Annotated in this window: 13 protein-coding genes; 12 read left to right on the forward strand and 1 reads right to left on the reverse strand. The window is 71.6% G+C overall.

The features are described 5' to 3' along the window. Positions 1–126 precede the first annotated feature (126 nt). From Ssi02_RS09145 to cobA, 12 genes are all read left to right on the forward strand, one after another. Positions 127–1,119: an ABC transporter substrate-binding protein gene (locus Ssi02_RS09145; protein WP_204023441.1), complete on the forward strand. Its 993-nt coding sequence runs from the start codon at positions 127–129 to the stop codon at positions 1,117–1,119. Next, positions 1,116–2,099: an ABC transporter substrate-binding protein gene (locus Ssi02_RS09150; RefSeq protein WP_204023450.1), complete on the forward strand. Its 984-nt coding sequence runs from the start codon at positions 1,116–1,118 to the stop codon at positions 2,097–2,099. The genes Ssi02_RS09145 and Ssi02_RS09150 overlap by 4 nt, the downstream gene beginning before the upstream one ends. Beyond that, complete coding sequence (locus tag Ssi02_RS09155; RefSeq protein ID WP_204023453.1) at positions 2,096–3,010, forward strand: ABC transporter permease; 915 nt, start codon at positions 2,096–2,098, stop codon at positions 3,008–3,010. Before Ssi02_RS09150 ends, Ssi02_RS09155 begins: the two co-directional genes overlap by 4 nt. Further along, on the forward strand, positions 3,007–3,780 hold the full coding sequence (locus Ssi02_RS09160; RefSeq protein WP_204023456.1) for an ABC transporter ATP-binding protein: 774 nt from the start codon (positions 3,007–3,009) through the stop codon (positions 3,778–3,780). The genes Ssi02_RS09155 and Ssi02_RS09160 overlap by 4 nt, the downstream gene beginning before the upstream one ends. Further along, on the forward strand, positions 3,777–4,658 hold the full coding sequence (locus Ssi02_RS09165; protein ID WP_204023466.1) for an ABC transporter substrate-binding protein: 882 nt from the start codon (positions 3,777–3,779) through the stop codon (positions 4,656–4,658). The genes Ssi02_RS09160 and Ssi02_RS09165 overlap by 4 nt, the downstream gene beginning before the upstream one ends. Further along, on the forward strand, positions 4,655–5,737 hold the full coding sequence (locus tag Ssi02_RS09170; RefSeq protein WP_204023468.1) for an LLM class flavin-dependent oxidoreductase: 1,083 nt from the start codon (positions 4,655–4,657) through the stop codon (positions 5,735–5,737). The genes Ssi02_RS09165 and Ssi02_RS09170 overlap by 4 nt, the downstream gene beginning before the upstream one ends. 477 nt (positions 5,738–6,214) lie before the next feature. Further along, complete coding sequence (locus Ssi02_RS09175) at positions 6,215–6,949, forward strand: (Fe-S)-binding protein (protein WP_204023470.1); 735 nt, start codon at positions 6,215–6,217, stop codon at positions 6,947–6,949. Further along, complete coding sequence (locus Ssi02_RS09180) at positions 6,946–8,340, forward strand: lactate utilization protein B (protein WP_204023472.1); 1,395 nt, start codon at positions 6,946–6,948, stop codon at positions 8,338–8,340. Before Ssi02_RS09175 ends, Ssi02_RS09180 begins: the two co-directional genes overlap by 4 nt. Continuing rightward, on the forward strand, positions 8,337–8,978 hold the full coding sequence (locus Ssi02_RS09185; protein WP_204023486.1) for a LutC/YkgG family protein: 642 nt from the start codon (positions 8,337–8,339) through the stop codon (positions 8,976–8,978). The genes Ssi02_RS09180 and Ssi02_RS09185 overlap by 4 nt, the downstream gene beginning before the upstream one ends. 104 nt (positions 8,979–9,082) lie before the next feature. Continuing rightward, positions 9,083–9,988, forward strand: coding sequence for a sirohydrochlorin chelatase (locus tag Ssi02_RS09190; protein WP_204023488.1), 906 nt, complete (start codon positions 9,083–9,085; stop codon positions 9,986–9,988). Positions 9,989–10,178: 190 nt separating this feature from the next. Then, complete coding sequence (locus Ssi02_RS09195; RefSeq protein ID WP_204023490.1) at positions 10,179–11,312, forward strand: nicotinate-nucleotide--dimethylbenzimidazole phosphoribosyltransferase; 1,134 nt, start codon at positions 10,179–10,181, stop codon at positions 11,310–11,312. A gap of 223 nt (positions 11,313–11,535) precedes the next feature. Then, complete coding sequence (gene cobA / locus Ssi02_RS09200) at positions 11,536–12,768, forward strand: uroporphyrinogen-III C-methyltransferase (RefSeq protein WP_204023492.1); 1,233 nt, start codon at positions 11,536–11,538, stop codon at positions 12,766–12,768. A gap of 881 nt (positions 12,769–13,649) precedes the next feature. Here the strand turns inward: cobA and Ssi02_RS09205 are convergent. Beyond that, positions 13,650–14,249, reverse strand: coding sequence for a hypothetical protein (locus Ssi02_RS09205; protein WP_204023493.1), 600 nt, complete (start codon positions 14,247–14,249; stop codon positions 13,650–13,652). Positions 14,250–14,252 lie beyond the last annotated feature (3 nt).

A 14,252-nucleotide genomic window follows, 5' to 3' on the forward strand; every position in this document is an offset into this window, starting at 1 on the left:
GTGATGGCGTGATCCTCAGCGCACATCTGACCACCCGCGACCACGTCGACTTCTGCCGCGTCGCCAGTGCGCTCTGTCGTGACGAGCCGTTCCCGCACCGCTCGACCACGACAGGAGAGACCCGACATGCAGGAGCTGTGGTTCACCCGCTGCCCCGTGCCCACCGCGACAGGCGTCGCCGCTGACCTCGGCTGGCTCGACGACGAGTTCGGCCCCGACGGCATCGCCGTACGTTCACTGCAAGGCGGCCCCGACCCCTGGGGCCGGCACGTTTCCCGGCGACGCTTCACTCATCAGCACTTCACCCACGAGCTCTCCGCGCTGATCCGGGAGGGCGGCAACGTGCCCGCCCTCTGGGCGAAGGCGCGGGGGCGGGACACCCGGCTGATCGGACTCACCTGGATCGAGGAGCGCCAGGTCGTCCTCACCACGCCGGGTTCCAGCATCCGCGACGCCGCCGATCTGCGCGGCAGGCGGCTCGCCCTGCCCGTGCGCACCGACGCTCCCGTCGACTTCTGGCGGGCGATGGCGCTGCGCGGCTTCCACGGCGCACTGTCCATCGCCGGGCTGACGCTCGGCGACGCCCGCCTGACCGACGTATACGTCAAGGACGATCCCGGCCACTGGGCGCCCGAGCTCGACGCTCTGGCGGCCGGCGACGTCGACGCCGTCTACGTGAAGGGCGCCCGCGCCGTCGAGGACGCCGAGCGGCGCGGCCTGCGCGTCGCGGTCGACCTCGACGCCCACCCGGACCCCGCGGTCCGCGTCAACAACGGCACACCACGCCCCATCACCGTCGACCAGTCCTTCCTCGACACCCGGCCGGACCTGGTGATCCGCTTCCTGCGTGTGCTGCTCGACGCCGTGCGCTGGACGGCGGCCTATCCGGGGGAGGCCGCACTGGTCCTCGGCCGTGAGACGGGTGCGGGTGCGGCCGGTGTCGCCGGGGCGTACGGCACGCCCGACCTGTCCATCGACCTGTCGGAGGAGCGGCTCGCGCTCCTCGCCGACCAGGAGCGGTTCCTGTGGGAGCACGGCTTCCTCGCCGAGGCGGTCGACGTCGAGGCGTGGGCCGACCACACGCCGCTGTACGGCGCACGCCTGAGGAGGACGGCATGAGGCGGCTCGCCACGGCGGCGCTGCTGCTCGCCGCACTCGTGCCGGTCGCGGGATGCGCCGCCACCTCCGCTCAGGGGGCGCAGACCGTGACGGTGCGCCTGCCCGACCCCGGCAACGCCGGGGTGCTGGCGGCGGGCAAGAAGGACGGCAGCCTGGCCAAGGCCCTGGAGAAGGCGGGCGCCCGGATCGAGTGGACGGGGCAGTTCGCGGCCTTCGCTCCCATCGCCCAGGCGATTAACTCCGGTCAGCTCGACTACGGCGTCGGCTCGATCACCTCCGGGGTCGGGGCACTCGCCGCCAAACCCAGCTTCAAGATCTTCGCGGTCGGCAAGCCCGACCTGGCGGGCGAGGGCATCCTCGTCAAGGAGGGCAGCCCGATCGCGTCGGTCGCCGACCTCGCCGGCCGCAAGGTGGCCGTCAACAAGGGCGGCACCGGTGAATATCTGTTGCTCAAGGCACTGGCGAAGCACGGCATAAGCCCCGACAAGGTCGAGCGGGTCTACCTGCCGCCCGCCGACGCGGCCACCGCCTTCAACGCCGGCCAGGTGGACGCCTGGGCGTCGTGGGGCAACTTCGTGCTGGCCGCCCAGGCCAACTCGGGAGCGAAGTTCCTCGCCGACGGCACCGCGATCGGGTCGGACAACTACCAGATCCACGTCGTGTCCACCGCACTGGCCGACAAGCACCCGCGGGTGGTGCGTGCCCTTTACGACTATCTCAACCGGGGTAGCCTCGCCAGCCGCGAGAACCCCGCTCCCTACATCAACGTCTTCACGTCGGCCGGGCCCACCGCCGTCGCGGGCCGGCTCAAGGAGCTGACCGAGGCGTCGGTCAGGGAGGACCCCGTCATCGAGGCCGTCACCCCCGCGGACCTGCCGAGGTTCGACGCCGTGGCCGGTTTCTTCGCCGAGCAGAAGGTCACCCAGACCCGCGTCTCGGTCAAGGAGCACGTCGTCGACCCGCTGAAGGCCGCGCCATGACGGTCCTGCACACCGGGGGCGTTCCCGCCCCCCGCGAACGCGGTGCGGTGGGCCCGGGGCCCTCGCCGCACGCGACGGATCCCGGACCGGGGCGGACGACCTCCACCGCTCTGGTCCGGCCCGAGCCTCCACGACGGGTGAAACGCGGGGCCGCGGCCGCCTTCGCCCTGAGAGCGCTCGGACCCGTGGTGCTGGCCGCCCTCTGGGCGGCCGGCACCACCTCCGGCTGGATCCGCCCCGACGTGCTGGCCTCCCCGGCGCAGGTCGCCGCGGCGTTCGCCGAGCTGTACGGCGACGGCCAGCTCGGCGACGCCCTCGCGGTCTCGCTGACCCGAGCCGGGGTGGGGCTCGCCCTCGGCGCCGCCGCCGGGCTGGCGCTCGGCCTGCTCAGCGGGCTGGTGGCACTGGGCGAGGAGCTCGTGGACCCCACCGTGCAGATGCTGCGCACGATCCCGTTCCTGGCGCTCGTGCCGCTGTTCATCGTGTGGTTCGGCATCGGCGAGGCGTCCAAAGTCATCCTGATCGCCGTCGCCACCTCCTTCCCGATGTACGTCAACGCCCTCAGCGGCACCCGCAACGCCGACCGCAAACAGGTGGAGGCCGCCAAGGCGTTCGGGGTGCGCGGGTTCAGGCTCGTGCGCGAGGTGATCCTGCCGGGCGCGCTGCCGTCGCTGCTCGTCGGGCTGCGCCTGTCGCTTACGCTCAGCGTGATCGCGCTGATCGCGGCCGAGGAGATCAACTCCACGGCCGGGCTCGGCTATCTGATGACGCAGGCCAGGGAGTTCGTGCGGACCGACATCCTGGTGGTCGTCATCCTGCTCTACGCGTTGCTTGGGCTGCTGGCCGACCTGCTCGTGCGCACGCTGGAGCGGGTGCTCATGCCGTGGCGGGCGGGGGTGGCGATCCGATGACCGGGGCTGCCGCCGAGGCTCCCGCCGTACGCACCGGGTGGACCGCCGAGGCTCCCGCCGTACTTTCCGATCGGGCCGAGGCCCTCGCCGTGCACGCCACCGGGGTGCGCCGGGTGTTCGGGGAGCGGGCGGTGCTCGACGGTGTGGACCTGTCGATCGCGCCGGGGGAGTTCGTCGCGCTCCTCGGCGCGAGCGGCACAGGTAAGACGACCCTTTTGCGGATCCTGGCCGGACTGGACGGCGCGGACGAAGGGGATGTGTTCGTCCCCGAGGTGCGCACCGTCGTCTTCCAGGAACCCCGCCTTATCCCCTCCAAAAGGGTCGTCGACAACGTCGTCCTCGGCCTGTCGCGGAGTGCCCGCGCCGCAGGGCTCACCGCGCTGGCCGAGGTCGGCCTCCACGCCCACGCTCAGGCGTGGCCCGCGACCCTCTCCGGCGGCGAGGCCCAGCGGGTGGCGCTCGCCCGCGCCCTCGTGCGCGAACCCGGGCTGCTCCTGCTCGACGAGCCGTTCGCCGCGCTCGACGCCCTCACCCGCCTGCGCATGCAGGACCTGATCGCCGAGCTCTGCCGCAAACACCGCCCCGCCGTACTACTCGTGACACACGACGTGGAGGAGGCCGTGCGGCTCGCCGACCGCGTCGTCGTGCTGTCGGAGGGGCGGTTCGCCACCGATGTGCGCGTCGGCCTCGACCATCCGCGCGACCGCACCGACCAGGCGTTCGCCGCGCTCCGCCGCCGCCTTCTCGAAGACCTTGGAGTCGACCAGTGACCATCCGCATCGGCGTTCACGCCAACAACCCCTCGCTGCTCTTGCTCTCCCACCTGGACCACCTGCTGGCCGGCATCGAGGTGCACCGCTACACCGACGGCACCACCACAGGCCGCCTCCTCGCCGACGGAGTCTTCGACGTCGGCGGCACCGGTTCCACCCCGCCGCTCGCCGCCCAGGCCGCCGGCCTGCCGATCGTCTACGCCGCCGCCTCCGCACCCCGCCCCGGCCACGGCGCGCTGCTCGTCGCCAAGGACGGCCCTGTCACCGGGGTCGCCGACCTCGCGGGGCGGCCCGTCGCGTTCGGTGTGGGCTCCTGGCAGACGCACTTCCTGGCCAAACTGCTGGCCGTCGCCGGACTCTCCTACCGCGACATCGAGCCGCGCCGGGCCACGTCCGACTCCGGGCCGGACCTGCTGACCGGCGTCGTCGCGGGATGGGTCGCGCAGGGCGCCGAACTGGTCGAGGCCGAGCGGTCAGGCAGGTACACCCGGCTCGCGGTCACGGGGGAGGTCATCACCGACCGATCGGTCTACTTCACCAGCAGATACGTCGCAGAAGAGCGGCCCGAGGTCGTCGCCACCGTGGTGAAGGCGCTGCGTGAGGCCGACCGCTGGGCCGTGGAGCACCCGCGCGAGGCGGCCGAGATCACCGCCGCCGCTCTCGGAGGCACCGCCGGCTCCTGGGAGACCGCGCTGAAGCGGCTGCCCTGGGCGCTTGAGCCGGTGACGCCCGAGTTCCTGGCCGAACAGCAGGAAGGGGCCGACATCCTGGCCGCCGCCGGCTACCTGCCGGGCCCGATCGACGTGCGCGCGGCCGTCGTGCCCGCCCTGAACACGGCGGTCGCGTCGGTGCTCGCCGAGGCGGCGGCCCGATGAGCACCGAGGTGCTGTGGTACGCCGTGCCGCGCGACGGGGCATACCCCTGGGAACCCGAAGGGCGGCAGGACGTCGACCTCGGCCACCTGCAAGACCTGGCGGTCACCGTCGACCGGCTCGGCTACGACGGCGCGCTCTTCGCCACCGACCTGCACGACGTGTGGGTGCTCGGCAGCGCCCTCGCCTCGGTCACCGAACGCCTGCGGCCCCTGCTCGCCGTCCACCCCGGGCTCATCTCACCGACGCTGCTCGCCAAGATGGCCCTGACGTTCGACCACTTGTACGGCGGGCGCCTGCAGATCAACGTGGTCAACGGTGACACACGCACCCTGCGGCAATACGGGCTGCACGTCGACCACGACGAACGTTACGACCTCAGCGCGGAATACTGGCAGATCTTCAAACGGCTCACCGCCGGGGAGCAGGTCTCCTTCCAAGGGCGCTACTTCACGGTCGACGGCGCCAGTTTCCCCGAGCTGCCGCCGATCCAGCGTCCGCATGTGCCGCTGTGGTTCGGCGGCTCCTCCGAGGCGGGCCTGCGGATGGCGGCCGAGCACATCGACGTCTACCTGTCGTGGGGGGAGCCACCCGCCCAGCTTGAGGAGAAGATCGCCAGGCTGCGGCGGGCCGCCGAGGAGTTCGGCAGGGAGATCCGGTTCGGGGTGCGGCTCCACCTGATCGTGCGCGACACCGAACGGGAGGCGTGGGACTGGGCCGACCACCTCCTCCGCGTCACCAGCCCCGAGACCTACGCCCGCATGTCGGGCGTCAACCTGGCCGCCGACTCCGAGGGCATGCGCCGCCAGTTCGGCCACCACGGCGGCCGCGTGCCCGACCGGGCCAAGGACCTGGAAGTCCATCCCAACATCTGGCCCGGCATGAGCCTCTTCCGCCCAGGCCCCGGCACCGCCCTCGTGGGGAGCACCGAGAACGTCCTGGAACGACTCCAGGAGATCCAGGCACTCGGGGTGGACACGTTCATCCTGTCGGGCAACCCCCTGATCGAGGAGGCCGGGCGCATCGCGGAAACCATCCTCCCGGCCCTGCGCACCGACCGTGCGGAGGTGGCCACGGCCTGAGCTGCGCGGCTGGTGTGATGCGGCCACGTCTTTATACGGCACGTCTTTATACGGCACAGCCGGAATGTCGGCCGGGTAATCCGTTGGCGGATGCCGCGCCCGGTTCGCCATGACCCGGCGCGGCCGTTCTCCGATGCGTCCGCGGCCAAACTGCCGCGGGCACTCACGCGGGCCCACGTTATCGCCGGCCACGCCCTCCCCCCCACCGCACTCAAAGGCGGAGGCCGGCATAACGCTCGCGTATGACGTGCGCCGGGTTGAGTCGTCGGGGGGCTCAACCCGGCGTCACGCCGCCCCCGCCCGTAGGGGGAGGCGCCGACCACGCAGGTGCCTTCGTGTCCCGCTCGCCGGGATACCCGCGCCGCTGACTGGAACGTGTTTCAGTCAGCGGCGTCGGGCGTGTCGTGGGGGTGTGAGATGGGGTTGTCGTGGGTGGCGGCGTAATGTGGTGCGGCCGATGGTGGTTGAAGGAGCATTGTGCGCGTCGCCCTGTTCATTACCTGTGTCAACGACACCCTCTATCCGGGGACCGGGCGGGCGGTCGTGTCCCTGTTGCGGCGGCTCGGTTGTGAGGTTGATTTTCCCGAAGCCCAGACCTGCTGTGGGCAGATGCACCTGAACACCGGATATCAGGACGAGGCGCGGCGGCTGGCACGGCGTTTCCGGGCGGTGTTCGCGCGGCATGAGATCGTGGTCGTGCCGTCGGGGTCGTGTGCGGCGACCATTCGGGAGCACTATCCGAGGCTTGGAGTGGAGACGCCGAGGGTGGTGGAGCTGACGGAATTCCTGGTAGACGTGCTCGGCGTAACCGACGTGGGCGCATATTTCCCGCACCGGGTGACATATCACCCGACCTGTCACTCGCTCCGCGGCTTGCGCCTCGGCGACCGCCCCGAGACCCTCCTCCGCGCCGTCCGCGGACTAGAACTCGTTCCACTCCCAGGCGCGGAGGAGTGCTGCGGCTTCGGCGGCACCTTCGCCGTCAAGAACCCCGCCGTCTCTGCCGCCATGTGCGCCGACAAATGCCGTGCCGTGCTCGACACCGGCGCCGAGGTGCTCTGCGCCGCCGACAACTCCTGCCTCACCCACCTGGGCGGCGCGCTGCACCGCCAGCGCACCGGGGTGCGGGTGGTGCACATCGCCGAGATCCTCGCCAGCACGGAGCAGGACAAACCGGCGGGCACGCCGATCGCGAGCGGGCGCGGCCGATGAGCGGCACGTTCCTCGGAATGCCCGCGTTTCCCGCCAACGCGGCTCGTGCCGTACAGGACTCCCAGCTTCGCCACAACCTGCGCAAGGCCACTCACACCATCCGCGCCAAACGGCTCAGCACCATCGCCGAGGTGCCCGACTGGCGCGAGTTGCGTGAGGCGGCGAAGGCCGTCAAGGACGCCACCCTGCGCGACCTGGACCGCCACCTGCTGTGCCTGGAGGAGCAGGTGACCGCGACGGGCGGACACGTGCACTGGGCGCGGGACGCGGCCGAGGCGTGCCGCATCGTCGCCGGCCTCGTGCGCGCCACCGGCGAGACCGAGGTAGTCAAGGTCAAGTCCATGGCCACCCAGGAGATCGGCCTCAACGAGGCGCTCGCCGAGCACGGCATCGAGGCCTACGAGACCGACCTCGCCGAACTGATCGTGCAGCTCGGCGACGACCGGCCGTCGCACATCCTGGTGCCCGCCATCCACCGCAACCGCGCCGAGATCCGCGAGATCTTCCTGCGCTCCATGCCCGACGCGCCACCCGGCCTCACCGACGAGCCCGCCGCCCTCGCCGAGGCCGCCCGCCTCCACCTGCGCCAACGTTTCCTGGCGAGCAAGGTCGCGATCTCCGGCGCCAACTTCGCCGTCGCCGAGACCGGCACCCTCGTCGTCCTCGAATCCGAGGGCAACGGGCGCATGTGCCTCACCCTCCCCGAAACCCTGATCAGCGTCGTCGGCATCGAGAAGATCGTGCCCACCTGGCGGGACCTTGAGATCTTCCTGCAGGTGCTTCCGCGCAGCTCCACAGGGGAGCGGATGAACCCCTACACCTCCACCTGGACCGGCGCGACCGAGGGGCAGACCTTCCACCTGGTGCTCCTCGACAACGGCCGCACCGACGTGCTGGCCGACGAGATCGGGCGGCAGGCGCTGCGCTGCATCCGCTGTTCCGCCTGCCTCAACGTCTGCCCTGTGTATGAGCGCGCAGGCGGCCACGCCTACGGCTCGGTCTATCCGGGCCCGATCGGCGCCATCCTCACCCCCCAGATGCGCGGCATGGGCTCGCCGCTCGACGCCTCCCTGCCATATGCGTCCACCCTGTGCGGCGCCTGCTACGACGCGTGCCCGGTCGCGATCGACATCCCGGAGGTCCTCGTCCACCTGCGCGCCCGAGCCCCGCACCCGCCCGCGGAACGCGCCGCCATGGGCGCCGCGGCGTGGACCTTCTCCCGTGCGGTACGGCTGACGCGCGCCCAGCGTCTCGCCTCGCGCCTGCGGCGGCTGCTCCCGCGCCGCCTGCCCGGTCCGCTGTCGGCCTGGACCGACACACGCGACCTTCCCGAGGTCCCCGCGGAGTCCTTCCGCGACTGGTGGAGCCGCACCCAAGGAGGCCCGCGATGAGCGCCCGCGAGACGATCCTGCGCCGCATCAGGGCCGCCGTCGCAGATGCGCCCGAGGTCGCCGTGCCCCGGGACTATCGCACGGCGTCCGGGGCGGGCGGCCTCGGCGGCTCCGCCGTACAAGACCTTCCCGGGTTGTTCGCCGAGCGGGTCGACGACTATCGCGCCACCGTGCTCCGCGCCGGTCCCGGGGAGGTCGCCGGGGTCGTGGCCGAGCGTGCCGCCGCACGCGGGGTGGAACGGCTCGCCGTGCCGCCGGGGCTGCCGGAGGAGTGGCTCGCCGGGCTCTGCGATGTGCGGCTTCTGCGGGACGATCCGCCGCTCGCCAACGATGAGCTGGACCGTGCCCACGGCGTGATCACCGGGTGCGCGGTCGCCGTCGCCGAGACCGGCACCATCGTGCTGGACGGCGGGCCCGGGCAGGGGAGGCGCGCGTTGACGCTGCTCCCCGACTATCACCTGTGCGTCGTTCCGGCGGGCCACATCGTGCGCGGTGTGCCAGAGGCGGTGGCGCTGCTCGACCCGCGCCGCCCGCTCACGTGGATCAGCGGGCCGTCGGCGACGAGCGACATCGAGCTCGACCGCGTCGAAGGAGTGCACGGACCGCGGGTGCTGGATGTCGTCATCGTAGGGAACTGACCTGCAAAGCTCACCGTTGCCTGGGAGAGCGAGCGCTTGATGGGCTATTCTCGCGTGTCTTGCTCAAAAAAGTCCCAGGTCACTGACACGGAGATCCACATACAATGAAGCCGCCGTTGCTGCTCATCGGGCACGGCTCGCACGATGACGCGGGCGTCGCGGAGTTCGGCAGGTTCGTGCACCGCCTGCGTTGCCGGCTTGATCGTTCCGCGGCCGACGTCACCGGTGGCTATCTGGAGAACTCCCGCCCCGGCCTCCGCGATTCGATCGCGTCGCTCGTCGCCAGGGGCCACCACCGCGTCGTCGCGCTGCCGCTCGGCCTCGCCGGCGAGTCGCGGATCGCCGCGGAGACCTCCGAGGCGCTGGCCCGCGAGCAGGAGCGCCAGCCCACGCTGGCCTACGAGATGTGCCCGCCGCTCGGTCCCGACCCCGCGGTGCTCGCGCTGCTCGCCGAGCGGCTCGCCGACGCCTCCGTCGACATGCCCCGCCCCACCCTGCGCTCCCGCCCCCTGGTCTCCGTGGGCGACGCCCCACGGCTCAGGGTGGTGGGCTCCCCGGCCGAACCGCCGCAACTGCGCGCCGTGCCAGCGCTGAACGAACTCGACGGCCACGAGCGCATCGACCCCGCCGACACGGCGGTCGTGCTGGTCGGCGAGGGGGCTACCGACCCCGTGGCCAACGCCGAGATCCACCGGGTGTCGCGGTTGTTCTGGGAGACCCAGGCCTACGACCTGCTGACCGTCGAGACGGCCTTCGTCTCCCTCACCCCGCCCGGCGTCGCGGGCGGTTTGGAACGCTGCCGCCGCCTCGGCGCTAAACGCGTCATCATCGTGCCCTACCTGCTGTTCGCGGGCAGCACGCTGGAACGTGTCTGGGCCCAGGCCCTCGCCTACGGCGCGGGCCACCCCGACCTCGACATCCGCTGCGCGGAGGCGATCGGCGACTGCGAGGCGCTGGCCGACATCGTCATCGATCGTTACCAGCGCGCCCTGCTGGCCGCCGCGGAGTGAACATCGGGGCAGGCCGGAGCCGGTCTGAGAGCCAATTCACCGAGTGAATCCGCTCACGTCGCCCGTGTGACCTCCGAGCAGGTCAGCGTCTTTGCTGAGGATTTCGTAGCCGTTGAGAGATAAGCGAAACGCGTCGATCTCGTTAGGATCGGTCTCGCAGGTCGCTCAGGTGAGTGCTAGGAGAGGCTTTATGACCCTTCTTGAGACGACCGTCGCCGAGATCCGGCCCGCCGACCCGGCGGTCATCGCGAGCGCCCGTGCCCACCAGGACCGCCTCACCAAACCCCGGGGCGCCCTCGGTGTGCTGGAGGACGTCGCCGTCCGTCTCGCCGGCGCGGCGGGACACAACCCCGCCCCCATCCCCGCCCCCGCGGCACTCGCCATCTTCGCCGGCGACCACGGCGTGCACGCCCAGGGCGTCTCGCCCTGGCCGCAGGAGGTCACCACCCAGATGGTGGGCAACTTCCTCGCCGGAGGGGCCGTCGCCAACGCCTTCGCCGCCCAGGTCGGCGCCTCGGTCACCGTCGTCGACGTCGGCGTGGCCGCCGACCTCCTCGAAGGGCCGGGCCTGTTCATTCACAAGGTCGCGTACGGCACAGCCGACCTCTCGCGAGGCTCGGCCATGACCGCCGCCCAGGCCGTCGCCGCGCTGGAGGTCGGCATCACGACCGCCAGGCGGCTCGTCGACGGCGGCGCCCGGTGCCTCATCACCGGCGACATGGGCATCGCCAACACCACTCCGTCCGCCGCGCTGATCTGCGCCTTCACCGGCGCCACCCCCGAGTCGGCCACCGGCCGCGGCACGGGCATCGACGACGAGACCCACCGGCGCAAGATCGAGGTGGTGCGCAACGCGCTCGCCGCCAACGGCCTGAGCGACGGACTCGCCGGGGTCGACGCCTCGGGCGACGCCGGCGCGATGCCGGGCATGGAATGGCTCAACGGCGAGGCCGCCGCGGGGCTTCGCGTGCTGGCGGCCGTGGGCGGACTCGAACACGCCGCGATCGCGGGCTTCATCCTCGGCGGCGCCGCCGCGCGGGTGCCGGTGATCCTCGACGGGGTGATCGCCGGTTCGGCCGCGCTGGCCGCCGCCGCGCTGGCCCCGGCCGCCGTCGACCACTGCGTCGCCGGTCACCGGTCGGCCGAGCCCGGCCATCGCATCGCCCTCGACCGTCTCGGCCTGCGCCCACTGGTCGACCTGGAACTCCGGCTGGGCGAAGGCACAGGTGGGCTACTCGCACATCCTTTGGTGTGCTCCGCCGTACGCGTCATGCACGAGGTCGCGACCTTCGACGCGGCGGGGGTCACCGAGAAGGAGGCATGATCCCGGCGCGGGGGCCGTGAGGGGGGCCGGTATAACCTCTGGTCTCGCAGGTCCGCGCGGCGGGGTGCTCGGCGCCCCTCGGGATTCGAATGTTCTCCAAGGACTTCTGGGACAGGTGAATCACGACTTGACGCACGTTAACCCAGCGACCGCAAAATGCCAGGGCGGACCAGGTAGGTTTACCTCTTAACACGCCATACTTCTCGAACGGGAGATCCGTCGAATGTCCCCGTACCTGCTCGGACTTCGCCTCACCGGGCGGCGGGTGCTCGTCGTGGGAGGAGGCAGGGTCGCCCAGCGGCGCATCCCCGCTCTCCTCGACGCGGGCGCTATCGTGACACTCGTCTCACCGAGCGTCACGCCCGCACTCGACGACCTCATCGCGGCGGGGCGGTTCACGTGGGAGGCGAGACCTTTCCAAGTCGGTGACTGCGACGGCGCGTGGCTGGTGCAGGCGTGCACCGACGACCGCGCGGTCAACGGCGCGATCGCGGCGGAGGCCGAGGCCAAGCGCATCTGGTGTGTCCGCGCCGACGACCGTGACGCCTCCGCGGCCTGGACCCCCGCGAGCGGGCGTGTCGACGAGATCACCGTCGCCGTCACCGCGGGCGGCGACCCGCGGCGTGCAGCAGGGGTCAGGGACGCCGTGGTCGAGGCCCTGCGTGACGGCACCGTTCAGGCCAGGCGCAGCCGTACCAAACCCGTGGGAGTCGCCCTGGTCGGCGGCGGTCCCGGCGACCCCGGCCTGATCACCGTGCGGGGCCGCCAGCTCCTGGCCCAGGCCGACGTGGTGGTCGCCGACCGCCTCGCCCCCCGCGCGCTGCTGGACGAGCTGCCGTCCGACGTCGAGTTGATCGACGCGGCGAAGATCCCGTATGGGCGCTTCCTGGCGCAGGAGAAGATCAACGAGCTGCTGATCGACCGCGCCAGGAAGGGCGCGTTCGTGGTCAGGCTGAAGGGCGGCGACCCGTTCGTCTTCGGGCGCGGCGGCGAAGAGGTGCTCGCCTGCGCCGAGGCGGGCATCCCCGTCACCGTCGTCCCCGGCATCACCAGCGCCGTCGCCGTCCCGGCCGCGGCAGGTGTGCCCGTCACGCATCGGGGCGTCAGCCAGGAGTTTCACGTCATCTCCGTGCATGTTCCGCCGGACCACGAGCAGTCGACCGTCGACTGGCAGGCGCTGGCCCGGTCCCAGGGCACGCTGGTGTTGATGATGGCGGTCGAGAGGATTGAGGCCGTGGCGCAGGCATTGGTGCGCTATGGACGTTCGGCGGATACTCCCGTCATGGTGGTGCAGGACGGTACCCTTCCCACTCAGCGAGCGCTCAGCGCGACACTCGCCACGGTGTCCGAGCGTGTCGCAGCCGCTGGGATCCGGCCTCCGGCGATCGTTGTCGTCGGCGAGGTCGTGAAAGTCGGCCAGGAGGTCGAAATGGTGCGAGCGGGGCGGGTTCCGTGAAATCTGCTGCCGACGACAGGACGGAACCGCGCGACGGGTCCGGCGGGCAACCGGAGCATGCCGAGAGTCCTGGCGAACAGACCATTGCATTTCCGGCTATAGGCTCCGATGCCGCCTCGTCTGCGGAGGATTCCCCGGCCACGGCGCCCGAGTCGCTGGCGCCCGAGCCCCGGCAACGCGTCGACTGGTTCCGCGACACCGCCTCCAGGGTGAACGCGAAGCTCTCCCCGCCCGCCGAGGAGGGCATCGACTGGTTCCGGGCCGCGCCGCCCCAGGCTGCTTCGGAGGATTCCCCTACCGGGCCCCCGGTAGAGGAGCCCGCCTACGACCTGTTCCGGCCGAGACGTCAACCTGGCGCCGCCTCGCGGCGGCGGGACCCCGACCTGGACTTTCCCGCCGGGCTCGTCAACGCCGCGAGTGGCGACTACACCGACCTCGACGAGGAGGACGGGCCTGAGGGCGCTCCTTCCCCGGGTGAGTCCGGGGGAGATCGCGATGTGGATGTCACCGTCGTGGGTACCGATGGCGGTGTGGGTGACGTGGCGATCAGAGAGTCGGGTACGGATGAGCCTGGCAGGGGCGGTGATTCAGAGGTTGAGCCGCCGGTCCGGGGAGGCGTGGAGGACCGTGAGCGGGCCGAGGCCGCCCTTGGGGCGGAACCCGAGGGCGAGGCGGTCGCGGGATCGGTTGGGGACGCTGCCGTCGCCGGCGCCGTGGATCCGGGCGGGGAGGTTGCGGACTCAGACGTCGCGGCTTCGCTTGGGGAGGCCGCCGCTGAGGTGGACGATGTGCCCGCGGTCAGCGAGTCGAGCTCCGGGGCGGACGAAAACGTTGCCCTCGAAGCCGACCTTCCGGACGGTAGCGGGGGTGAGGAGGCAGCACTAGCCGGGGTTGATGCCGGCTCGGGTGTGGCTGCCGTCGAGAGTGATGTTGCTGCGGCTGGGGAACCGGCCGGTGTGGCCGCTGCGGATGACGCGGTGGCGGATGCCGCCGTCGCCGACCTTTCGGTCGGTAGCGGTGGGGTTGATCCTGAGCCGGTTGAGGTATCGGGTTCGGACTTCCCGGTGGATGTGGCTGCCGCCGAGAGTGATGTCGCTGCGGCCGGGGATCCCGACGGTGTGGCCGCTGCGGATGCCGCTGTTGCCGACCTTCCGGTCGGTAGCGGCGATGCCGATCCTGAGCCGCCCCCGGTGCCGGGTTCGGACTTCCCGGTGGATGCGGCGGCCGATGATGACCTTCCGGTCGGCAGTGGTGAGGTTGACCCTGGGCCGGTTGAGGTGCGGGGTTCGGACTTCCCGGTGGATGTGGCGGCCGATGGCGACCTTCCGGTCGGTGGCGGCGGTGCCGATCCTGCGCCGGTGGACGCGCCGGAGGCTGAATCCGGCTCGGACGGTGAGCCCGAGGTGGAGCTCCCTGCCGAGTCGGTGGCGGGTCATCAGGCCGAGGCCGATGCGATAGGGCTTCAGGCCGGCGTTGGGCACGAC

It is taken from the genome of Sinosporangium siamense, from assembly GCF_016863435.1.
In the GTDB taxonomy this organism is placed as follows: Bacteria; Actinomycetota; Actinomycetes; order Streptosporangiales; family Streptosporangiaceae; genus Sinosporangium; species Sinosporangium siamense.